General features: G+C 65.8%; 18 protein-coding genes, 1 tRNA gene and 1 pseudogene. 11 read left to right on the forward strand and 9 right to left on the reverse strand.

Annotated elements, in window-relative coordinates; all coding sequences use genetic code 11:
- The coding region (locus tag CJZ82_RS00005) for a sigma-70 factor domain-containing protein (RefSeq protein ID WP_304442147.1) at positions 1-151 on the reverse strand (151 nt) is incomplete at its 3' end.
- 148 nt (positions 152-299) lie between these two features.
- Here CJZ82_RS00005 and CJZ82_RS00010 point away from each other — a divergent pair.
- Entirely contained in the window at positions 300-1025 is a 726-nt protein-coding gene (locus CJZ82_RS00010) for a pseudouridine synthase (RefSeq protein ID WP_094553769.1), read from the forward strand.
- A 32-nt stretch (positions 1026-1057) separates the two neighbouring features.
- The gene (locus CJZ82_RS00015) at positions 1058-1990 is read left to right on the forward strand and encodes a RodZ family helix-turn-helix domain-containing protein (protein ID WP_233129924.1); all 933 of its coding nucleotides are present in this window, start codon (positions 1058-1060) and stop codon (positions 1988-1990) included.
- Here CJZ82_RS00015 and malQ read toward each other — a convergent pair.
- Together malQ and CJZ82_RS00025 are read right to left on the reverse strand one after the other, a co-directional pair.
- On the reverse strand, positions 1933-3537 hold the full coding sequence (gene malQ / locus CJZ82_RS00020) for a 4-alpha-glucanotransferase (RefSeq protein WP_094553770.1): 1605 nt from the start codon (positions 3535-3537) through the stop codon (positions 1933-1935). The two genes, CJZ82_RS00015 and malQ, sit on opposite strands and share 58 nt — an antisense overlap.
- Positions 3537-4688 (reverse strand): Coenzyme F420 hydrogenase/dehydrogenase, beta subunit C-terminal domain, encoded by a 1152-nt coding sequence (locus tag CJZ82_RS00025; protein ID WP_094554082.1) that lies wholly within the window; start codon positions 4686-4688, stop codon positions 3537-3539. Before CJZ82_RS00025 ends, malQ begins: the two co-directional genes overlap by 1 nt.
- A 288-nt stretch (positions 4689-4976) precedes the next feature.
- On the opposite strand from CJZ82_RS00025, the gene CJZ82_RS00030 reads away from it, so the two are divergent.
- Positions 4977-5858 (forward strand): LCP family protein, encoded by an 882-nt coding sequence (locus CJZ82_RS00030; protein ID WP_158218460.1) that lies wholly within the window; start codon positions 4977-4979, stop codon positions 5856-5858.
- On the opposite strand, the gene CJZ82_RS00035 is transcribed toward CJZ82_RS00030, so the two are convergent.
- Positions 5855-6448, reverse strand: coding sequence for a hypothetical protein (locus tag CJZ82_RS00035; protein WP_143593484.1), 594 nt, complete (start codon positions 6446-6448; stop codon positions 5855-5857). The two genes, CJZ82_RS00030 and CJZ82_RS00035, sit on opposite strands and share 4 nt — an antisense overlap.
- Positions 6449-6517: 69 nt before the next feature.
- Here CJZ82_RS00035 and CJZ82_RS00040 point away from each other — a divergent pair, with 69 nt between their 5' ends.
- Both CJZ82_RS00040 and CJZ82_RS00045 read left to right on the forward strand, forming a co-directional pair.
- Entirely contained in the window at positions 6518-7513 is a 996-nt protein-coding gene (locus tag CJZ82_RS00040) for a ribose-phosphate pyrophosphokinase (RefSeq protein ID WP_094553773.1), read from the forward strand.
- 98 nt (positions 7514-7611) lie between these two features.
- Positions 7612-8823 carry a glycoside hydrolase family 10 protein gene (locus tag CJZ82_RS00045; RefSeq protein ID WP_198949580.1) on the forward strand — a complete coding sequence of 404 codons (1212 nt, stop codon included), beginning with the start codon at positions 7612-7614 and terminating at the stop codon, positions 8821-8823.
- On the opposite strand, the gene pepN is transcribed toward CJZ82_RS00045, so the two are convergent.
- The 4 genes from pepN to CJZ82_RS00065 all read right to left on the reverse strand — a co-directional run bounded on the left by pepN (position 8793) and on the right by CJZ82_RS00065 (position 13188).
- Complete coding sequence (gene pepN, locus CJZ82_RS00050; RefSeq protein ID WP_094553775.1) at positions 8793-11513, reverse strand: aminopeptidase N; 2721 nt, start codon at positions 11511-11513, stop codon at positions 8793-8795. The two genes, CJZ82_RS00045 and pepN, sit on opposite strands and share 31 nt — an antisense overlap.
- A 40-nt stretch (positions 11514-11553) precedes the next feature.
- The gene (locus CJZ82_RS00055) at positions 11554-12021 is read right to left on the reverse strand and encodes a glycine zipper 2TM domain-containing protein (protein WP_143593485.1); all 468 of its coding nucleotides are present in this window, start codon (positions 12019-12021) and stop codon (positions 11554-11556) included.
- A 135-nt stretch (positions 12022-12156) separates the two neighbouring features.
- Entirely contained in the window at positions 12157-12573 is a 417-nt protein-coding gene (locus CJZ82_RS00060; RefSeq protein WP_094553777.1) for a cAMP phosphodiesterase, read from the reverse strand.
- 33 nt (positions 12574-12606) lie between these two features.
- Positions 12607-13188: a hypothetical protein gene (locus CJZ82_RS00065; protein WP_233129925.1), complete on the reverse strand. Its 582-nt coding sequence runs from the start codon at positions 13186-13188 to the stop codon at positions 12607-12609.
- Positions 13189-13393: 205 nt separating this feature from the next.
- Between CJZ82_RS00065 and CJZ82_RS00070 the strand changes: the two are divergent.
- Both CJZ82_RS00070 and CJZ82_RS00075 read left to right on the forward strand, forming a co-directional pair.
- Positions 13394-14505, forward strand: a pseudogene (locus tag CJZ82_RS00070) (histidine kinase).
- 50 nt (positions 14506-14555) lie between these two features.
- Positions 14556-14628, forward strand: a tRNA-Glu gene (locus CJZ82_RS00075).
- Positions 14629-15106: 478 nt separating this feature from the next.
- Here the strand turns inward: CJZ82_RS00075 and CJZ82_RS00080 are convergent.
- Complete coding sequence (locus CJZ82_RS00080) at positions 15107-15667, reverse strand: SRPBCC family protein (protein WP_094553778.1); 561 nt, start codon at positions 15665-15667, stop codon at positions 15107-15109.
- A gap of 159 nt (positions 15668-15826) precedes the next feature.
- On the opposite strand from CJZ82_RS00080, the gene petH reads away from it, so the two are divergent.
- The 4 genes from petH to CJZ82_RS00100 all read left to right on the forward strand — a co-directional run bounded on the left by petH (position 15827) and on the right by CJZ82_RS00100 (position 21520).
- Positions 15827-16984: a ferredoxin--NADP reductase gene (petH, locus tag CJZ82_RS00085; protein WP_094553779.1), complete on the forward strand. Its 1158-nt coding sequence runs from the start codon at positions 15827-15829 to the stop codon at positions 16982-16984.
- 155 nt (positions 16985-17139) lie between these two features.
- Complete coding sequence (zwf, locus tag CJZ82_RS00090; protein ID WP_094553780.1) at positions 17140-18663, forward strand: glucose-6-phosphate dehydrogenase; 1524 nt, start codon at positions 17140-17142, stop codon at positions 18661-18663.
- 71 nt (positions 18664-18734) lie between these two features.
- The gene (locus CJZ82_RS00095; protein WP_094553781.1) at positions 18735-20021 is read left to right on the forward strand and encodes a glucose-6-phosphate dehydrogenase assembly protein OpcA; all 1287 of its coding nucleotides are present in this window, start codon (positions 18735-18737) and stop codon (positions 20019-20021) included.
- Positions 20022-20041: 20 nt separating this feature from the next.
- Positions 20042-21520: a cobyrinate a,c-diamide synthase gene (locus CJZ82_RS00100; protein ID WP_094553782.1), complete on the forward strand. Its 1479-nt coding sequence runs from the start codon at positions 20042-20044 to the stop codon at positions 21518-21520.

Genomic DNA, 21520 nt, shown 5'->3' on the forward strand with positions numbered 1-21520 from the left:
TCAGGTCCTGCACCTGACGACCCAGGGTGATCTCCTGCTCATGGGTCAGCAGCGGCACGCGGCCGATGTCGCGCAGGTAGGAGCGCACCAGGTCGCCGGTGGGGACCAGGGACGAGGCGGAGGCTGCGGCGGCCACGGGGAGAGAGGGCATGGGGCCGAATCGGTGAGTTAGGAAACCTTTGTGTTTCGTAAATTACCATCAACCTGACGGTCCACGCCATCTCTTCCGCCTGCTCAGTGGTGAACCGGCCTCGCCCGTCCTGCCATTCCCGGTCAGAGACCAAACACGGCACCCAGGCATGACGGCGCAACGAATCCAGAAATTGCTGGCCAGTGCCGGACTCTGCTCCCGACGTCGGGCCGAGGAGCTGATCCTGGAGGGGCGGGTGAGTTTGAACGGGACCGTGGCGCGGTTGGGGGACCAGGCCGATCTTTCCAGTGATCGGCTGGAGCTCGATGGGACTCCGGTGGGTGCGGCAGCCCGCACCATCACCGTCCTGCTCAACAAGCCCCGCGGCGTGATCTGCAGTTGCCAGGACCCCGAGGGGCGAACCACGGTGCTCGATCTGTTGCCGCCGGAGCTGAGCATGGGGACCGGCCTCCATCCCGTAGGGCGTCTTGATGGCGCCAGCCGGGGAGTGCTGCTGCTTAGCAATGACGGTGCGCTCACCCTTCGCTTCACCCACCCCCGCTTCGGTCACCGCAAGCACTACCGGGTGTGGGTCAGCGGTGAACCCGGGCCTGAGGTGCTGGAGCAGTGGCGCCGCGGTGTGCCGCTCGACGGCCGGCCCAGTCAGCCCGTGGTGGTTCGGGAGCTGGCGCGGGAGCGAAAAGGCACCCTGCTGGAGCTGGAGATGGGTGAGGGCAGGAACCGACAGATCCGGCGCACAGCCGAACTGCTGGGTCATCCAGTGCGCGATCTTCAGCGGGTGGCGATCGGCCCGCTGCGCCTCGGCGATCTGCCTGAGGGACGCTGGCGCCACCTTGCCCCCCAAGAATGGAAGGATCTGGAACCGCGGGATTGAGCCGTGGACCGATCGAACCACTGCCCTGATCGATGCCGCCAACCAGTAATCCCACGGCTGCACCGCGCCTAAGGCGTCGGTGGCCCTGGCAGAAAGCCCTGCCCAGCCTGCCGGTCGAGCCGCGGGAGGATCCCCTGCTCAACGCCGGCCGGCAGCTGCGGCAGCAGCGGGAAGCCCGGGGCCTGAGCCTGCGGGAGCTGGCGATCGAGACGCGGGTGAGCACCCCTGTCCTCGAAGCCCTGGAGCGGGGATGGCGCGAGCGACTGCCTGAGCCGGCTTATCTCAGGACCATGCTGCCGCTGCTGGAGCAGCACCTGGATCTTTCCGCCGGCGCCCTCGAAGGTGCCCTGCCGGACCGGGGCGAGACGACCAAGCAGGGCGTTTCCGGGCGTCAGGCCCTGCTCTCACGCTTCACTCCAGGCTCGATCGATGTCTTCACCACCTGGCAGGGGACCGTGCTCTACGGGGTGCTGACGCTGGCCCTGATCTATGGCGTGAATCTGCAGCAGCGGCGCTTGGCGGCAGAGAACCTGCTGGCCCTGAAGCCGATCCCACCCCTGCCGGCAGCTGAACAACGGGCTCCTGACCCCAACGCCGAACTGTTGCAGGCCTATCCGGACCTCAGGCCCCTGCAGCAGGCAGCCCAGGGTGTGGCAAGGCAACGCTTGCTGGAGGGGGGTGTTGAGCGCCGTCCCGCAGCCGGGGTGCTGCGGCTGCAGCTGGGGCAACCCACCCGCGTCAGCCTGGGCAGTGATTCAGGGGTGAAGACCGAGCTCAACGGAGCCACAGGTGAGCTGGTGCTGCAGCTGAGGCCTCCCCTGCGCCTGAGCCTGGAACCCGTGCCGTCACAGGGCTCGGTGCTCTGGGACGGCCAGCCATTGGCGCCGGAGCCTGGCGGAGCTGGCCGTTACCGGCTGCCGCCGGCCACAGCCCCAGGGACGCCAGGCTCCCCAGTGCGCCCGTAGCGCTTTGCCAGCCCCTGGAGCCCCTGAAGAGGGTCATCGAGGCTGGCGATCGGTTGGCTCAGACGCCAGGTCCAGTTTCCCGAGGCGGTGCCAGGGGTGTTGAAGCGGGCCTGATCATCGAGGTGGAGCAGATCCTGCAGGGGTACTACCGCCAACTGGGCCGAGGAGCCCAGAGCCAGCTCCAGCAGCTGCCAACCGGGTGCGTCGATGGTGTGTCCCACCAGCTCCCCCACCTGACGCCGCTGGTCTTCCTCCAGATTCCGCCACCAGCCCAGGCAGGTGGCGTTGTCATGGGTACCGGTGTAGACCACCCAGTGATCACCCAGGTAGTTCGCCGGCAGGTATGGGTTATCTGGCTTGCCATCAAAGGCGAACTGCAGAATCTTCATCCCCGGCAGGGCGAAGCGATCGCGCAGGGCCTCCACCTCCGGGGTGATCACACCCAGGTCTTCGGCGATCAGGGGCAGGGCTGAGGCTGATGCTGAGCTGCTGCTGTTGCCGGCCTGCTGCCTCTGCCAGCGGGCCTGAAGAGTGGCGAGCAGGGCCACCCCAGGCGACGGGCGCCAGCGGCCCTCCTGGGCCGTCTCGGCCTGGCCAGCCACGCTCCAGTACGACTCCAGAGCGCGGAAATGGTCGAGCCGCAGCAGGTCGAGCAGCTGCATCTGCCGCTCCAGCCGGCGCATCCACCAACGGAACCCCGTGAGCCGGTGCAGGCTCCAGCGGTAGACCGGCGTTCCCCACAGCTGGCCGGTGTCGGAGAAGTAATCGGGGGGAACGCCGCTTTGCTCAGTGAGCGAGCCATCGGCGCGCACGGAGAACAGGCGGCGGTTTGCCCAGACATCGGCGCTGTCGTGGGCGACATAGAAGGGCAGATCACCGATCAGGCGCACGCCCTGCGTTCTGGCGTGTTGGTGCAGCAGCTGCCACTGCCGCTGCAGCTGCCACTGAACCAGGGCCTCCTGCAGCAGCGGACCGCAGGCTTCCCGATCAAGCTGGCGCAGGGCCAGGCGGCCGCGCCGCGCCAGAGCCCTGGGCCAGGTCCACCAGGGCTGCTGGCCCTGGCGATCGCGCAAGACCATGAAGCGGCAATGGTCTCGCAGCCAGTCGTCCTCCTGACGCCGCCAGCTGGCGAATGCCTGCTGGCGCTCCAGGCTCTGAGCAGACCAGCGTTTAAGCAAGCGCTCTCCCAGAGCCGCAGCCCGCAGCCGTGCCGCCTCCAGGTCAAGACGCTCGAAGCTGCCGCTTGGCAGAGTCTCGAGGTCGACGGGGTCAAGGAATCCCTCGTCCACCAGCTCGTCGGCATCGAGGAACCAGGGGTTGAGAGCGAAACCGCTGGGAGAGCTGTAAGGGGAGCCGGTGCCGTCAGTGGGAGCCAGCGGCAACAACTGCCAGGCGGCGATGCCGGCCGCGGCCAGCTGGTCGATCCACTGGCGAGCCGCCATGCCGAAGGTTCCACAGCAAGGTGTGCCTGGAAGGGCGGTGGGATGGAGCAGCACGCCGCAGTGCCGGCTGGAGGGCCCGTGGTCGGGGCCAGAGGGCACGGGCATCAATCGGGCAGGCGATATCGGCTGATGATGGCCTTGGCGAAGGCAGGGATGTGGCGATCCGCCTGATCCGGGTGGTTACGTCTCACCCAGATGGCATTGCGGGTGAAGTGGGAATCGATCGAGAAGCGACCGTATTCCAATCCCTTCGGACCGAAGCGCTTCACGAAGAATCCCACCAGTTCCGCCAGCCAGAGGGGAAGCTTCACGGCCTTGTCATAGGCCTCGATCCCCTGCTGAACCGCGGCGCGGCGGTCCCCCTGGCTGGTGACCGGGGCGGTGTCGAGCTCGGCCTCCACCAGATCGAGCAGCAGCTGACCCTTCGGGTTGCGCACCACCAGCCACTGGCGGCCAAAGGTGGCTCCCATGTAACCCACCACCAGGTCGGCGCCGGCGTTGGTGTAGTCGAAGCAGCTCAGGCAGCTGGGGGCAAAAACGCTCTTGAGATTGGGGGTGTCGAGCCCGAAGAACGGCACGGTTTCCTCGCTGCCGTCGCTGTGGCGGAAATGGATGCGGAAGTCCTGCATGAACTCGTAGTGCACCACCGTCTCCGGTGAGCGGCTGGCACTCTCCAGAAAGGTCTGCAGCCCGCTGCGGCTGACGTTATCGACGCAGGGCATGCCCAGCACGTAGAGCTCGTCGAGCGGCAGGGTGTCCTGCACGGCCCGCAGAGCCTGGATCTGGCAGCCCACCCCAATCGCCAGCAGGCGGCGGATGCCGCTGCCTGGCAGCTGCTGCAGCACCTCCAGATTGGGCGAGAGGGTGGGCTTGTTCACCCGCGCCGCCAGCACCTGCTCTGGGGTTCGCGCCAGCACCGGCACCGGCGTGAAGCGATCGTCGGGACTCTGCTGCACGCACAGCACCGCATCCACCAGGCCGCTCTCAAGGGCGCGCACGCCGATCCGGCTGACGATGCCGGTCCACTGGGCGCCATCGATCGGGGCTTGCAGGCGAGCGCTGAGCATGAGCTGATGCACACCGAAGTAGAGCTCGTCTTCGTCGGCCAGATCGCGACTGCGACCGTGGGCCCGCTCCTCCATCCGGTCGAAGCCCTGGGTCAGGAAGGCGCAGGCGCTGCGCACGTAGGCCACCCAGCCCGTATCGCACAGCCCGCACTCACTGCAGAGATCCCTGGCCGGCTTGACACTGCCCATGGCCAGGGGCCGGGCCCGCTCGTGGGGGGCCAGCTCTTCGCCACGACCGGGACCGGCGGCCTGGGCGGGACCTGAACGGGAAGCGGCGCTCAATGCTGAATCCCGACGGGAATGGTGGAGTTCCTCAACTTATCGGCCACTGCACCGACCCTGAACAAGCTGCGTCAAAGTGAGGCGATTCCTCAAGCCAATTCAGTCGTGGCAGGCAAGTCAGCACCTCCAGCGGGGCCACGACGTGGCGGGCCATGGAAGCTCCTGGCTGGGCTGGGCCTGGGCGCCCTCGGGCTGGTGGCCTCGTTGGGCCTGATTGGCCGGCTCTGGCCGCAGCAGGATCAGGGACTGAGTAGTGAGGAGCAGAACGGCGAGGCCGCACCCTTGGCCAGTCCCCCCTCCAGGCCGATCACGGTGCTGCTGATCGGCAGTGATGCCGATCGTCTGGCGGCCGCCAGCAACGGTGCTGCCCCGGCCGGGGCAGCCAACAGCGACACCCTGATGCTGCTGCGGGTGGACCCCGCCGGCCCCCTGCAGGTGCTCGCCATTCCGACCGAACTGGCCGTGAAGCTGCCCGGGCAGACGAACGTGCAGCCGCTGGGATCGCTCTACAAGCAGGGGGGCGCTGCCCTGAGTGCGGGAGCGGTGGCCGAGCTGGTGGGACTTGATTCCGGCCAGCCCGAGCGCTACGTGGTGCTGCCGCGCTCGGCTCTGCGGGAGCTGGTGGACGGATTGGGGGGACTGGAGGCGAACCTGGATCAGCCCCTCAGTTACAAAGACAAAAGCCAGGCGTTCAGCATCGATCTCCAGGGCGGGTTGCAGCGGCTCAAGGGTGCTCAGGTGGAGCAACTGGTGCGCTACCGCAACAAGGACCAGGGGGAAGCCGGCCGCCGGGAACGGCAGGAGAAGGTGGTCGGTCTGCTGGTGAGCGAGCTGACCCGCCCGGACCAATGGGCCCAGTTACCGGAGCGCTGGCAGCGGCTCACCTCCCAGCTCGACACCAACCTCACTCAGGAGGAAGCCCTGAGCCTGGTCACGGCCGGCCTGCGCCAGAACAAGCCGGTGCGCTATAGCCGGGTGCCGCTCGAAGCTCCGTCCAAGCCGGATCAGACCCTGCGCCAGATCAGCGCCAAGGCCCCCACACCTCTCTGGCCGCTGAAGCCCTCAGCAGCCGACTAGATCGCCTCGGCGGCGATCTGGCTCCAGCGCCGACTCAGGTTCAACAACAGATCCGCACAATCGTCAGCGGCTTCGTCCTGAGCCAGCACCCCCAGCCAGGGGAGTCCATCGCGACGGCGGGCCTCCTGATCGAAGCGGCCGCCCCACTGGATCAGGCCCAGGAGCGGCACCCCACAGCGCTGCATCAGGGCAGTGCAGGCCGCGGGCAGGCCTCCATCCGCCTGGTGGGCCTCGATCAGCAGCACGGTCGGCTGGCGCCAGGCTCCCAGCAGCTCCGACCAGCGCCCACCCCAGGGCTGAAAGCGACCTGGATCCTGGAGTAACGGCACGATCCAGGAGCCGCTGCGGCCGCTCAGCTCTGTCATCAACACGTTCACATCCGTGTCCGGACAGTCTGAGGTCGTTCCTCCTCTGCCCTCATCGCTGGCCGCCACCAGCGGCGGCAGGGAGCACACTCCGACCAAGGCCGCCAACCTGCCGGCGGCCTCCTCGATGCCAGCGGCGGCATCTGCAGCCGCAGCACCCGCCAGCACCACGCGCAGGGGGGGGATCGAGCCCGCGGCGGTGGGGGGCGAACCCGCTGGCTTCATCATTGTTTGCCTACGCCGGGCCGGGAGGCTTCTACCATCAGGCTCCAGCCCTGCTTGATCACGCCCCCCGTGACCAGTTTCTTGACTGCTGAACGGGTGGAGCAGGACAGCAAGCCCCACGACACCCGCCGTCTGCGCTTGTTCAGCGGCACCTCCAACCCCGCCCTGGCCCACGAGATAGCCAGCTACCTCGGCGTGCCGGATGGTCCGCGAGTGATCAAGCGCTTCGCCGACGGTGAGCTCTACATCCAGATCCAGGAATCAATCCGGGGTTGCGACGTCTTCCTGATCCAGCCCACCTGCGCCCCGGTGAACGATCACTTGATGGAGCTGCTGATCATGGTGGACGCATGCCGCAGGGCCTCCGCCCGCCAGATCACCGCCGTCATCCCCTACTACGGCTACGCCCGTGCCGACCGCAAGACCGCCGGTAGGGAATCGATCACCGCCAAGCTGGTGGCCAACCTGCTGGCTCAGTCAGGAGTTGACCGGGTGCTGGCCATGGACCTGCATTCCTCCCAGATCCAAGGATATTTCGACATTCCCTGCGACCACATCTACGGCTCACCGGTTCTGGTCGACTACCTATCAGCCCGCGACCTAGGCGAGATGGTGGTTGTTTCCCCAGATGTCGGCGGTGTGGCGCGGGCACGCGCCTTCGCCAAACGGATGCACGATGCGCCCCTGGCGATCATCGACAAGCGGCGCTCAGACCACAACGTGGCCGAAAGCCTCACCGTGATCGGCGATGTGGCCGGCAAGACGGCGGTTCTGATCGACGACATGATCGACACCGGCGGCACGATCTGCCAGGGCGCCCGTCTGCTGCGGCGCCAGGGGGCCCGTCGCGTGCTGGCCTGCGCCACCCATGCGGTCTTCTCGCCCCCTGCCATCGAGCGTCTCTCGGAGCCGGGACTGCTTGAGGAGGTGCTGGTCACCAACAGCATCCCGATCAGCGACGAACGTAACTTCCCTCAGCTGAAAGTGCTGTCGGTGGCCAAGATGCTCGGCGAGGCCATCTGGCGCATCCACGAAGAAAGCTCCGTGAGCTCGATGTTCCGTTGAGCCATTCCGATCAATCCTTCTGTTAGGCCACTCCGCTCAGTTCCACCCTGTTCAGACATCTGTTGCCGCGTCCCACTCCCCCTGGCCTGAACGGGCCAATGCCCCGCAGGGTCCGGCTGAAGAGGGCTCTGCCGGCCCTGGCCACCGTGCTGCTCACCTCCACCCTGCAGGCCCTGGGAGCCCTGCCAGCCCTGGCTGCCAGCCAGCGGGTCGGTGTCTGGCTCACCAACAGCCCCAGCCCCCTCTATTACGACGCCAACCTGATCGAGAAGGCCGTTGCCGAACTCGATGCCGCTGGCTTCAACACCCTTTACCCCAACGTCTGGAGCCGGGGGTTCACGTTCCATCGCAGCCGCTACGCGCCGATGGAGCCGAAGCTGAAGCAGGTAAACGCCTCCCTCGATCCGATCTGCCGTCTGACCAAGGCCGGTCAGCGGCGGGGCATGAAAGTGATCCCATGGTTCGAGTACGGCCTGATGGAGCCGGCCGATGCCGAAGTGGTGCGCCTCCATCCTGAGTGGGTGCTGCAACGCAGCGACGGCTCCACCTTGTACGCCATGCATGGGGCCAACCTCAAGACTTCGCCGCTCAAGGATCTGCGGGTCTGGCTGAATCCGTCCCATCCCGGCGTGCGCGAGCGGGTAATCGGGCTGATCGGTGAGATCGTCGACCGCTGCGGCGTCGACGGGATCCAGCTTGATGACCACTTCGCCTGGCCAGTGGAGCTCGGCTACGACCCCCATACCCGCGCCCTGTTCCGTCAGGAGAAAGGTCGCGAGCCCCCCCGCGACTACAACAACCGGGAGTGGATGACCTGGCGGCGCCAGCAGCTCACAGGATTGCTGCGCGACTTGCGCGCCAGGATGAAGAAGGAACGCAGCGGTGCTGTGATCAGCCACTCCCCCGGGCCCTTCCGTTTCGCCTACAACCACTGGCTGCAGGACTGGGAGATCTGGGCTCTGGGGGAGCTGGTGGATGAACTGGTGGTCCAGAACTATGCCCACTCCGTGGCCGGGTTCACCAAGGACCTCGACCAGGCCGCGCTGGTGAAGGCCCGGCGTTGGGGCATGCCTGTGCAGATCGGCGTGCTGGCGGGCTTTGGGGGCCGCACCACCTCCTCAGCAGTACTGGAGAAGAAGGTGGAGCAGGTGGCCAGGCGTGGCCTGGGAGTGATCTACTTCTACTGGGAAGGGCTCTGGGGAACCTATGGGGGGCCGGAGGGTGCGAGTGCGCGCCGCTCCAGCTTCCAGCGACTACACGGGACCCTCTACCCGGATCCTTACCCGCGCAGCTCCCGCCCCAGGCTCTGATCCAGCACTTCCCGGGTATTGGTAGAGAGTTCGGCGGCCGCGAGCTGCTCCATCGCCTCCCGCATCCGCTCCCCCCGCTCGGGCGCGTAGCTCTGCCAGCGGCTGAACACTTTGGCCATCCTCGAAGCGGTGATCGGATTGCGCTGGTCGAGCCGAGCGATCTGATCGGCCATGTAGCGGTAGCCGCTGCCATCAGCGGCATGGAACACCGGTGTGTTGGCCACCAGGCCGCCGAGCACGGCCCGCACGGAGTTCGGAGCTGCCGGGTCATAGCGCGGATGAGCCAGCAGGGCCTCCACCCGCTCGAGCCCATCAGGGAAGGGGGCGGAGGCCTCCAGGCTGAACCAGGCATCGAGGATCACCGGTCTTGCCTGCCAGCGCTCGTAGAAGGCCGCCATCGCCCGCTCCCGCTCGGGCCCCTCCAGGGGTTGCAACGCCCGCAGCCCGGCCCTCGCGAGGGTCATCGAAGGACCCTCCACTGCTGCTGCGGCCTCGGCCATCACTGGCCCATCGCCGGCGGCAGCACGCCAGGACCAGACCAGTCCTGTGATCTGGCGATCGCCGACACCCTTGGGCCAGGGGAGCCCCCACTGGGGACGGCAGCGCTCAAGGCAATCGCTGAGGGGATCGGCGAGGGCTTCACCGAATCGGGTTTGCAGTGCCCTGATGGCCAGGAACAGCGCCGGCGGATCAGGCTGAGCGGTGGCTGCCTCCAGTTCCGCCAGACCCGGCATTGTCAGCAGGGCACAGCGGTTGCCGTCGCTGAGAGTGCCCTCCAGCAGAATCCGCCTGAACGCCGCCACCAGCCCATCTTCGAGGGCCTCATCCGAGGCTCCTGCCGCTCGGCGCAGCAGCACCTCAGACAGCAGTCGCTGGCCGGTATCCCAACGGGCCAGCGGCTCGCCATCAGTGCTGAGCAGATGCAGCAGTTCCTCGTGCGGGCGATCTAACTCCAGTTGCACCGGAGCGGAGAAGCCGCGCAACAGGGACAGGGCCGGCGGGTGGCTGTGGGGCTCGAAACCCTCGAACACCACGGTCTGCTCGGGTTTATCGATCACGAGCAGCCGCGTCAGCGGCCCCCAGGCATGGTCGAGGCTGGCGGCCTCAGCTGTGGCTGTGGTTTCGCCTGGGTATTGCAGCAGCAAGGGCTCTCCGGCCTGGTCCACCGCCCCAAGCGCCAGCGGGATCACCAGTGGCAGCTTGTCGGGCTGGCCAGGGGAAGGCGGGGTGTGCTGGCGGATGGTCAGCGACAGGCGGCCCTGATCCCCATCCCAGTGGCGCTGCAGCTCCAGTCGCGGCGTTCCCGCCTGGTGATACCAGCGGCGGAACTGTTCGAAGCAGAACTTGCTGGCGGCGGTCTTGCCGTCATCGCTTGGCGTCGCGGCAGCATCCTGCATGGCCTGAATGAAGTCGTCGCAGGTGGCGGCAGTGCCGTCATGGCGCTGCACATAGGTGGCAATGCCACGCATGAAGGTTTCCGGGCCGATCAGGGTATGCAGCATGCGGATCACCTCCGCACCCTTTTCGTAGATCGTGGTGGTGTAGAAGTTGTCGATAGCCTGATAATGATCCGGTTGCACCGGGTGGGCAGTGGGACCTGCATCTTCGCGGAACTGGGTATTGCGCAGCATCGCCACATCTTCGATCCGCTTCAGCGACGGCGCATGCAGATCCGCTGTGAAGCACTGATCTCTGAAGACGGTGAGTCCCTCCTTGAGTGAAAGTTGGAACCAGTCGCGGCAAGTTATGCGATTGCCCGTCCAGTTGTGAAAATATTCATGGGCAATCACGCTCTCGATCCTCTCCAGTTCGGCATCGGTGGCCGTGGCTGCATCGGCGAGCACCAGCTTGGAATTGAAGATGTTGAGGCTCTTGTTCTCCATCGCGCCCATGTTGAAGTGGCGGACGGCCACGATGTTGTACTCGTCGAGGTCGTATTCCAGCCCATAGACGCGCTCATCCCAGGCCATCGAGCGCTGCAGGGAGGCCATGGCATGACCCGTGTAGGGCGCATCGCCAGGCTCCACATGCAGGCGCAGCTGCACAGTGCGGCCACTGGCGGTGGTGAAGCTGTCGCGGACCTCCTCCAGCACGCCAGCCACGAGGGCGAACAGGTAGGAGGGCTTGGGAAACGGGTCGTCCCAGACCACATAGTGACGCTCCCCTTCGCCGGCCTGGGCCGGCAGGATGCCCTGCTCGATGCGGTTGCCGTTTGAGAGCAGAACAGGGAAGGCGGCACGCTCGGCCTCGATGCGCACCTGGAACAGGCTGAGCACATCGGGGCGATCGGGGTGGAGGGTGATGCGACGGAACCCCTCCGCTTCGCACTGGGTGGTGACCATGCCTCCGCTGGCGTAGAGACCCTCGAGGCTGCAGTTGGCACGGGGGTGCAGGCGCACCTCGCTGGTCAGGCGAAACGGCCCAGCGGGAGTGCTCGAGATGATGTACGCGTCGCCGTCGCGCCCGATCTCGTCGAGCAGCAGGGGCCGGCCATCGAGGCTGAGGGAGAGCAGCTCCAGCCCCTCACCGCGAAGCACCAGCGGATCTCTGGCTTCACCAACTGCGGCGAGGGACTCAAGCAGCAAGGTGGTTTCCACCAGGGCCTCGTCACCGAGGAAGCGCACCGTCATGTCGGTGCGCTCAAGCCGGTAGGGGAAGGGTCGATAGTCGGCCAGCCGCACAACGCTCATCAGGCCAGGGGGAGAAGACCCCCTGATCCTGACGCCCCGCTCACCAGGGCAGAGGCCCACGGCCCTGTCCGGCGTTGCATCCCACCTGGGATCCGAGCAGGGCTCCCAGGGGCACCGCCCAGGTGCGGCCGTCATCGCGGGAAGCGGCATAGCCGAGGCCACCACCGATGACACCGCCCACCAGCCGACCGATCGAGCAGCGCTGCTGCAGGGCCTGGGCTTCCTCCCAGGTGGTGGGCACCGGCTGCCTGTAAGGGGTGCTGCCGTTGGGCAGTTGGCTGTTGTAGTCCCGGCTGTCGTAGTCCTGGTAGGGAGCCGGCGGCCAGTTGCGGACTGGAGTCACGCCATAACCGGCGTTGCGGGAGATCGGGTACCGATCCGTAGGCAGCCGGTAGCCCTCATAGCCCCATCCGTACTCCTGGGCTGAGACTGAGGCGGGCAGCGAAGCGCCGAGGCCACAGACCCCGGCAGCGAGGAACAAGTGAAGACGACGAATGAAGACGGTCATGGTGATCAAGCTGGAGGACAGCCCCGAGGGGATGCCATCAGCAAAGCCAAAAGGACCGTCTGAATTGCAACTCTGGCTGGGGCCGGATGTGTCCGGATGCGTCCGCCCCAGGGCCAGCGGAGTTGGCTCTCGGGACTACTTGCCGCCCTGCTGCTTGAGGGCATCATTCACCTTCTTGACCACATCCGGCGGCACCTCCTTGGGGCAGAGCTCAACGGCACCGATCACCGCGGAGTTCACAGAGCCGCGCCGCAGCTCCTCGATCGTGAGGGCTTTGGTGCCTACCTGCTTGATCTGACCTTGGTGCTGGCCCATGATCAGCTGGGCGATGGTTTCCCCGGCGATGCTGGCTGCCTTGTCGAATTCGACTTTGGCGCCACGGGCAATGCAGACATTGACGGCCGCAATCCTGGTGTAGAGCGACATCTCGCTTTCGCTGGCGGGTGCCGCCTGGGCGGGGGCAGCTCCTGCAGAGGCTGGAATGATCAGAGCGGCAGCCAGCAACAGGAACCGGCGGAGGCGGTGTGTGAGGCGCAAGGGAAGCGTGTTCATCAACGTCCATGCTGATGCACAGGGGCGCGAACTTCAATCGGCGGGGAGAGGATCTCCGGGACCCTCCAGACGGATCTCATGGTGCGTCTCGGTGATGTCGAGCTCTCCGTCCCGCCAGGAGAAGATCGAGCTGCTCCGAAAGCGATCCCAATCGATCAGCCGGATGTGCTGCTGGATGTCCCAGTTCTGGTGCTGCGACTCGAACATCAGTTGATGCTCATCCACCTGGCGAATCTGGGATCGCATCGGCTGCTCCACGAGATACCCCCTGCTGCGCCGCAGCTGGTGTCCGCAGAGATAGACGTCAAGGCTGCCCTCTGGCTGGTACTGGGGCTTGCGGGCATAGAAGCCGAAATCCTGCTCCGGCTTCCAGCTGAAGCGGTAAGCCGCCTCCCCCTCCACCGGCTGCTGGAAAGCTTCAATCCGCAGCAGGAGGTCGAGGCGCAGGGGCTCCTCCTCGCCACGGAAGAAATAGAGGCGCCGGGAGCGCCACAGTCCGAGGTTGCGCGAAAACCACCGCCGCAGGCTGCTGTCCAACTGGATACGGCTGTCCTGGGGGGGTCGACTCGAAGGCCCGGACGGGTCCAGCGGCACCCGTTCCGTGGATGGGGTCATGAAGTGCGTGAACGTCAGAGGGACGGTTGACAGGTTCGTCATAGCCAGCCCTCGGCCCAGTGTTTGAAGCCATAAGGTGATCTGCACGATCTCGCCTGCCCCCAAGGTGCCTGAAGCGGGAAACCCTGACTCCGGCACGCCTGCCCCGGGGCCCGTCCCTGCCAACACCAAGGGCAGCCTCCCGGCGAAGCGGCGGCCGCTCACACTGCTGTTGGTGGCGGCCCCGCACCATCTCGCTTCCGCCGATCTGACCGGGGTCCTGCGTTATCTCGAAACCTGCGACTGTGGTCTCGACGTGGCCCTTGAGCTGGCCGACCCGGCCCTGCGCCCTGATCTGCTGGAGCTGCACCGCCTGGTGGCCACCCCGGCCCTGGTGAAACTGGAGCCGCCCCCTCGCCAGGTTCTGGCCGGGAATGCGGTGCTGGATCAGCTGAAGGGCTGGTTGCCCCGCTGGCAGCAGCAGGAGGTGGTCAGCGATCTGGGCATGAGTCTGCGGCCCGCCGAAATGGATGGCAGCCGCTCCCAGCGGGAGCTGCAGCTGGAGGATCAGGTGCTGGTGCTGCGTCAGGAGAACGAAACCCTGATCGAACGCCTGCGGGAGCAGGAGAGGCTGCTGCGCATGGTGGCCCATGAGTTGCGCACCCCTCTCACCGTTGCCAAGTTGGCTCTGCAAAGCCTGCAACTCGGGCACATCAACAACACCCGCTGCAGGGATGTCCTCGACCGCCGCCTCGATGACATCGAGCATCTGTCCAAGGATCTGCTGGAGGTAGGCACCACCCGTTGGGAGGCCCTGTTCAACCCCCAGCGGCTTGACCTGGCGCCGGTGGCCGCGGAGGCGATCCTGGAGCTGGAGAAATTATGGGTTGGCAGGACGCTGCGCCTGACCACCGACATCCCCGCCGACCTGCCGGATGTGTTCGCAGATCAGCGGCGGATGCGACAGGTGCTGCTGAACCTGCTGGAGAACGCACTGAAATTCACTCCCGACGAGGGCGAGGTGACCCTTTCGCTGCTGCACCGCACCAGCCAATGGGTGCAGGTGAGTGTCTGCGATACCGGTCCTGGAATTCCCCGCGGTGAGCAGGAGCGGATCTTCCTTGAGCGGGTGCGGCTTCCGCAGACCTCTGGAACGACCTCTGGCTTCGGGGTGGGCCTCTCGGTCTGTCGCCGCATCGTCGAAGTGCATGGCGGGCGAATCTGGGTGGTTTCCGAGCCAGGTGAAGGGGCCTGTTTCCACTTCACCGTTCCGGAGTGGTCAGGGCAGAACTCCCCCAGCCAGGTCTTGCCTTGACGAAGGGACACTCCGACCCGTAGCGTCCGGATATCGGAAACGGCGCCTGAAAACGCTCTCACTCCGTGGCCTCGCCCCCATCGTCTAGAGGCCTAGGACACCTCCCTTTCACGGAGGCGACAGGGGTTCGAATCCCCTTGGGGGTATACCGATCAATTTTTTTGTCAATATTCTATATTTGATTTTTGCCTGAGCAAGCAGAGCAAACATAGATTTCCCTTCTCGACTGGAACTGAACTGTCAGCTGTTTCAGATGGTATGCTGATTGCTTGGATTCGTGGAATGACCTGATCTTGGTTAATAAGATATTTTCATTTAGCTCTCATCGGGGTAATCTTCATCCGATATGAACTTTTATATTGGAATAACAACAACTGCAGCTGAAGCTCTATTTTGTCGCGAGCTGCCCTGAGCAAGGGGTTGCTCGATATCTCTATTCTTCTTGCTGGCTTAAGCGATATAAGGCCAATCGTTAAGAACTTATTTCGGTGCTGCCAACTTCTTTCGGTGCGGTCAATATTTTCTTGAGATCCAGCATGAGCCCTACTCCAATCAGTTGTGGCTGGGGGCAAGTTTGGTCGGGGCGGGAAATGATCCCAATTCGTCGCTGATGGCGCGTTGCTTTCAGGTTTTCCGGGCGCGGCTCAGGGCTTCCCGCTGCACGGCGCGAAGGTTGGCGGCGAGGTCTTCGCGCAGGCGCTGCTCGATCAGCCCGATCGGCATGCCCTGGCGACCCTGCACGGTGAGTTCGTAGAGCAACCGCGATCCACCGGGCTCGCCGCTGACCTGCCAGGCCCCCTCGAAGCGGCGGAAGTCGCCCTCGCGCATGCTGAAGCTGAGCAGGCCGTCGTCGTGATGCTCCTGCAACTCGAGCTCCACGCGGGCGCTGAACCGCAGGCCGCAGAACTGCTGACAGCCCACCTGCTCAAGTCCCACGGTGTTACCCCGGCGCCAGAGCAGCCGGGAGGTCGAGAGGTTGGGGATGAAGCGGCTGAGGTTCTCGTAATCGGTGAGAACAGCCCAGATCTGAGGTGGTGGTAGCTCGAGGCGCAACTGAACCGCCAGACGGCGAGCTCCCTGGGGCAGCCGCTCCATGTCCTGCTGGATCGTGTCCAGAGAACAGGTGTCCTGGCTGCTGAGCAGGCCCTGGATGGAAGGATTTGTCAGAACCGAAAGTTGCGCCAAGTGGGGGGAACGCCGGATTCGGGGCAAGCCGGATCAACCCAGCCACCTCCAAGCCTAACCGCAACACTCGGTTGCTGGTGCGGAAAGGCCAACGGTCTGGGGAGGAACGATCTTTGGCGTTCCCTATGATCGTACGGATTTTCAGGAGTTTGAGGGTTCATGCGCATCTCGACCGCAGCGCTTCGTCAGTCCGATGCCCGCATGTTCACTCTTGTGGTGGAGGGCCTCAAAGCTGCTGGCACGCGCACGGCCGAGCGTTGCTTCACCATCCCTTTTTCTCAGATGCAGGCCACCCTGCGCATGATCAACCAGCAGGGCGGACGTCTTCTCTCGGTCACCCCGGCTGACCAGGCCTCCGCCGCTCCCACTCCCGAGCCCGCCTCGATCGCTGCCAACGCCGCCCCTTCTCCCGTGACCACCCCCGTCAAGCACGAAGCTGTTCCCGTCAATCTCTACAAGCCGAAGGATCCCTACATCGGCACCGTGCTCGGAAACTATTCGCTTCTGGCTGAAGGGGCGATCGGCAGGGTCAATCACATAACCTTCGATCTCTCCGAGGGCAACCTTCACTACGTGGAGGGCCAGAGCATCGGCATCATTCCCGATGGAGTCGACAGCAATGGCAAGCCCAACAAGCTTCGTCTCTACTCAATCGCCAGCACCCGCCACGGCGACAACCTCGAAGCCAAGACCGTTTCCCTCTGCGTCCGCCAACTTCAGTACGAAAAGGATGGCGAGACGATCAATGGAGTTTGCTCCACCTTCCTCTGTGACATTGAACCTGGCGCCAAGGTAAAGATCACCGGCCCAGTGGGCAAGGAGATGCTGCTTCCCCCCGATGAAGACGCCAATGTGATCATGCTGGCCACCGGCACCGGCATCGCCCCCATGCGGGCCTACCTGCGCCGCATGTTCGATCCAGGCGAGCGGGCCAAAAACCCCGGCTATCAGTTCCGGGGCAAGGCCTGGCTGATCATGGGTGTTCCCACCACTCCGAACCTGCTTTACGAAGAGGACCTCCAGAGCTACCTTTCCGAATTCCCCGACAACTTCCGCTACACCAAGGCGATCAGCCGTGAACAGCAGAATCCCAGCGGTGGTCGGATGTACATCCAGGATCGTGTTGCTGAGCACGGCGATGAGATTTTCACCATGATCGAAGACCCCAAGACTCACGTTTACATGTGCGGCCTGCGGGGTATGGAACCCGGCATCGATGAAGCGATGAGCAAGGCCGCCGAAAGCAAGGGTCTCAACTGGTCAGAACTTCGTCCCCAGCTCAAGAAGGCCGATCGCTGGCACGTGGAAACCTACTGATCAGGCACCCTCAGCACAGCCCTTGCCGTACCGCTTCAGCCCGCCATGACGGCGGGCTTTTTTTTGCCGAAATCAGCACAGAGGGGGCCTGCCCATGCCCTTTGCTGGGTGTTCCCCGCTTTCGTGGGTAAACCAGTGTCATCACCTGCAACTCCATGACCGTCACGCTCACCAATCCACTGAGGGTCGGGCTACGCCAGGAGCGTGTGGTCTCGCCCCAGTGCCTGGTGATTTTCGGGGCGAGCGGAGACCTCACCTCTCGCAAGCTGGTGCCGGCCCTGTTCGAGCTGTTCCGCCAGCGGCGGCTCCCCACCGAGTTCGCCGTGCTGGGCTGCGCCCGGCGCCCCTGGAGCGACGAAGAGTTCCGCGGCCAGATGGCCGAAGCCCTCGGTGACCTGATCCATGAGCACCGCGGAGCCTGGGACCAGTTCGCCGCCGGTCTGTTCTATGAGCCGGTGGATCTGCAGCAACCCGAGCACCTGGTGCGCCTGGCCCAGCGGCTCGAGGTGATCGACCGCCACCGGGCTACGCGCAATAACCGCACCTTCTACCTCTCGGTGTCGCCGAAGTTCTACGGCAGTGGTTGCAGCGCCCTGGCCGCCGCTGGCCTGCTCAGTGACCCCGAGCGCAGCAGGGTGGTGATCGAGAAGCCCTTCGGTCGTGACTACGGCAGTGCGCAGGAGCTCAACCGGATCGTGCAGACCAGCGCCAAGGAGAGCCAGGTCTTCCGCATCGACCACTATCTCGGCAAGGAGACGGTCCAGAACATCCTCGTGCTCCGCTTCGCCAACACGATCTTCGAGCCGATCTGGAACCGGAACTACATCGCCAGTGTCGAGATCACCGCGGCTGAAACCGTGGGTGTGGAGGAGCGGGCTGGCTACTACGAAAGCTCCGGCGCCCTGAGGGACATGGTGCAGAACCACCTCACCCAGATGCTTGCGCTCACAACGATGGAAGCCCCGGGACGCTTCGATGCGGAGGCGATCCGCAATGAGAAGGCCAAGGTGCTGCAGTCGGCGCGGCTGGCCGATGAGCTTGAACCCTGGAACTGCTGCGTGCGCGGCCAGTACGGCCCCGGTGGCACCGCCAGGCGCCCCCTGACCGGTTACCGCCAGGAACCCGGGGTGAATCCCAACAGCACCACGGAAACCTATGTGGCGATGAAGCTGTTCATCGACAACTGGCGCTGGCAGGGGGTGCCCTTCTACCTGCGCACCGGCAAACGCCTGCCCAAGCGCATGAGCGAGGTCGTGCTCACCTTCCGGGAGGCACCTGTGCATCTGTTCGATGCAGCCGGCGGCAGTCCCACCGCCAACCAGCTGATCCTGCGCATCCAGCCCGATGAAGGGGCCGGCTTCCGCTTTGAAGTGAAATCCCCGGGATCGGGGATGCGCAGCCGTCCGGTCGACATGCACTTCTCCTACGACGAATCCTTCGGTGAACCCTCCGACGAGGGCTACGTTCGCCTGCTCGCTGACGCCATGCTGGGAGACCCCACTCTCTTCACCCGCGGCGATGAGGTGGAGGCCGCCTGGCGGCTGTACACCCCGTTGCTGGAGCTGATCGAGGACAGCCCCTGGCAGCTGCCCGTCCACCCCTATGAAGCCCGCACCTGGGGCCCCGCCGCTGCCGACAACCTTCTGGGCCGCGATGGCCTGATGTGGCGCCGCCCCTGAGGTGCGCCCCGCTCCGAGCCCAATTCCGATGGCTGCCCCCGGCATTGCCCCTCTCCTAACGAGCCAACCCCATGTCCCCCCAGCTCACCCTTCAGGCCCCCGTGGCCCTGCCACCGCCCGAGCTCACCGACTACCTCGAGAAGCTCTGGAGCCAGGACCTCGAATCCGCCAGCGGGGCCTCCACCTTCACTCTGCTGGTCTGGCAACCGGCCTGGGTTGAGCAGCATCTGGTGCGTACCGGCCGCCTCGACGGCCCCGTCACCGGTGTGGTCCGCACTGAACTGCTGGAGGCCGCGCGGGAGGCCGTGCTCACCTGTGATCTGCCCCTGAGCATCTCCCCCCTCTCGCCCAAGCTCGCCTGGGCCCTGGGTCAGCAGAGCGGTGACCATGCCATCGAAGATCTGCGCGGCCAGCACATTGACGCGGCGATCAGCGCCTTCCAGCCCCGTCGGCTGATCACTCTGGCGCCCACCCTCAACCACGGCCAGCCCCTGGAAACCCTGGTGGCGGCCTACTGCCCCCTGCCGGGCGAAGGCACCACCGCCGCCTGCGGCGATGTGGTGGTGCTGCGGGGCGATTTCGGTGCACTGCAACAGGGTCTGCAGTTGCTGCAGCCTCTCGTGCCCGCTGATCTGCCCTGCTGGGTCTGGTGGAACGGTTCCCTGGATGAGGCGCCTGAATTGCTGGAGGCTCTCGCTGAACCTGGTCGCCGCCTGGTGATTGACACGGCCCTCGGCACCCCGCGCCGTTGCCTGGACCTGCTGGAGAGCTGCGTGGGCAGCGGTCAGCCCGTTAACGACCTCAACTGGCTGCGGCAGCGCGCCTGGCGGGAATCGCTGGCCATGGTCTTTGACCCCCCCAGCCGCCGTGACGCCCTCAATCACGTGGTGCAGCTAGACATCGACGTCGAAGGCACCCATCCCGTGCAGGGCCTGTTACTAGCCGCCTGGCTGGCCGATCGCCTCGGCTGGCACTGGGTGGAGAGCAACGCCGCCGCTGAGGAGGGGATCAGTGCCGAATTCGAGCGTAACGATGGTATCCCCGTCCTATTCCATCTCACACCCGTGCCTGTGGGTGTGCCCAGCAGCCATCCGGGCAGCGTGGTGGGTCTGCGCCTGATCTGCCAACCGCCAGGCAGACAGCCCCTCTGCGTGATCCTCTGTTCAGAATCGGGCGGTTGTATGCGCCTTGAGGCCGGGGGCATGGCCCGGATGGAGCTGGCCGAGGAGGTGGTGCCAATGGCCCATGCCACTGATGAGTGGGAGATGGCCCGGCTGCTCGGGGGTGGACACGACTCCACCAATCCCCTGCTGGCCGCCGCGGCGCCGCTGGCTGCCAAACTCCTGCCCAACGCCTGACGGCCTGCGGGTTCGAAGCCATGGCCTGCCTGATCGCCGCCCCCTGCAGCGGCAGCGGCAAGACCCTGCTCAGCCTTGCCCTCAGCGCCCTGTTGCGCCGCAGCCGGGGCAGCGTTCAGGTCTTCAAGGTGGGGCCGGATTACCTCGATCCCCAGCTGCTGGGGCGGGTGAGCGGGCGCCCCTGCCGCAACCTTGACCGCCTGCTCTGCGGCCAGGAGTGGCTGCAACGGGCCTTCCATTGGTGGGGCAGCCAGGCCGACCACTGCCTGGTGGAGGGGGTGATGGGCCTCTTCGATGGCCGGGGGGCCAGCGCCGAAGGCAGCTCCGCCGAGGTGGCCAGCCTGCTGGGTCTGCCGGTGGTGCTGGTGGTGGAGGCCAGCCGGCAGGCGGGCTCACTGGCGGCCTTGGTGCGGGGCTTTCGTGATCACCAGCCGGGGCTTGAGCTGGCCGGGGTGGTGCTCAACGGAGTGAGTACTGAACGCCACCGGGCCCTGTTGAGCGAGGCCCTCGCCTCAATCGCCATGCCCTTGCTGGGGGCCTTGCCCCGCCACCCTGACCTGAGCCTGCCCTCCCGGCATCTGGGACTGCTGCCTCCCGATGAGCTGCAGGATTTCCAGGCCAGAAGCGAGGAGTGGGCCGCTCTGGCGGAGCGCCACCTGGATCTGGAGCGCCTGCTGCCTCTTCTGGCGCCGCCGCCGCCCCTGAAGGTCGCTGAGGGCAGCGCCCGCGATCCGATCCGCTGGTGCCTGGAGCGCTCAGCCCAGACACAAGCGGATCTGGAGTGCAACGAGCGCGGAGGGGAGCTGCCGATCGCCATCGCCAGCGACGCCGCCTTCCACTTCCGCTACCCCGAAGCCACGGAACTGCTCACGGCTCTGGGTGTGACCGCTCTGCCCTGGCAACCACTGGCCGATCAGCCCCTGCCCCAGGGGTGCCGGGGGGTGATCCTGCCGGGGGGTTACCCGGAGCTGCATGCCGCTGAGCTGGCCGTCAGCCAGCGCAGCCAGGGCGACCTGAGGCGGGCCGCCGCCGCCGGCCTGCCGATCTACGCCGAGTGCGGCGGCCTGCTGCTGCTTGGCCAGATGCTTGAGGATCCCCTGGGTGAGGCCCACGCCATGGCAGGCCTGCTGCCGTTCAGCGCCAGGCGCGGTTCGTTGCAACTGGGCTATCGCCAGGCCACTCCCCTCGGCGACGGTCTGGTGACCCGCCGCGGTGAGGTGCTCGCTGGCCATGAGTTTCACCGCTGGGAACTGAGCGACACAGTCATGGACGGCAGCGAACGGCTGTGGCAGCTTGAAGGCTGGGGTTGGGCACCGCGGCTGGAAGGATGGACGACACCAACAATTCACGCAAGCTGGCTGCACCTCCACTGGGCTGGATGTCCGGCGATCTGCCGGCGCCTGCGCAACGCGGCCGCCCAGGCGACTCCTTTCCCCGAGGCAGCAGGGACAGCCGGGGCCGCAGCGCTGGCGGTGCCTCCATTGAGCGCTGGCGCCTAA

The organism is Synechococcus sp. 1G10 (assembly GCF_002252625.1).
GTDB lineage: Bacteria > Cyanobacteriota > Cyanobacteriia > PCC-6307 > Cyanobiaceae > Regnicoccus_A.

Excerpts from the sequence above, each read along its gene's own strand:
- CJZ82_RS00010 (WP_094553769.1), top strand. The coding sequence starts at position 300 with ATGACGGCGCAACGAATCCAGAAATTGCTGGCCAGTGCCGGACTCTGC.
- CJZ82_RS00015 (WP_233129924.1), top strand. The coding sequence starts at position 1,058 with ATGCCGCCAACCAGTAATCCCACGGCTGCACCGCGCCTAAGGCGTCGG.
- malQ (WP_094553770.1), bottom strand. The coding sequence starts at position 3,537 with ATGCCCGTGCCCTCTGGCCCCGACCACGGGCCCTCCAGCCGGCACTGC.
- CJZ82_RS00025 (WP_094554082.1), bottom strand. The coding sequence starts at position 4,688 with ATGGGCAGTGTCAAGCCGGCCAGGGATCTCTGCAGTGAGTGCGGGCTG.
- CJZ82_RS00035 (WP_143593484.1), bottom strand. The coding sequence starts at position 6,448 with ATGAAGCCAGCGGGTTCGCCCCCCACCGCCGCGGGCTCGATCCCCCCC.
- CJZ82_RS00045 (WP_198949580.1), top strand. The coding sequence starts at position 7,612 with ATGCCCCGCAGGGTCCGGCTGAAGAGGGCTCTGCCGGCCCTGGCCACC.
- pepN (WP_094553775.1), bottom strand. The coding sequence starts at position 11,513 with ATGAGCGTTGTGCGGCTGGCCGACTATCGACCCTTCCCCTACCGGCTT.
- CJZ82_RS00055 (WP_143593485.1), bottom strand. The coding sequence starts at position 12,021 with ATGACCGTCTTCATTCGTCGTCTTCACTTGTTCCTCGCTGCCGGGGTC.
- CJZ82_RS00060 (WP_094553777.1), bottom strand. The coding sequence starts at position 12,573 with ATGAACACGCTTCCCTTGCGCCTCACACACCGCCTCCGCCGGTTCCTG.
- CJZ82_RS00065 (WP_233129925.1), bottom strand. The coding sequence starts at position 13,188 with ATGACCCCATCCACGGAACGGGTGCCGCTGGACCCGTCCGGGCCTTCG.
- petH (WP_094553779.1), top strand. The coding sequence starts at position 15,827 with ATGCGCATCTCGACCGCAGCGCTTCGTCAGTCCGATGCCCGCATGTTC.
- zwf (WP_094553780.1), top strand. The coding sequence starts at position 17,140 with ATGACCGTCACGCTCACCAATCCACTGAGGGTCGGGCTACGCCAGGAG.
- CJZ82_RS00095 (WP_094553781.1), top strand. The coding sequence starts at position 18,735 with ATGTCCCCCCAGCTCACCCTTCAGGCCCCCGTGGCCCTGCCACCGCCC.
- CJZ82_RS00100 (WP_094553782.1), top strand. The coding sequence starts at position 20,042 with ATGGCCTGCCTGATCGCCGCCCCCTGCAGCGGCAGCGGCAAGACCCTG.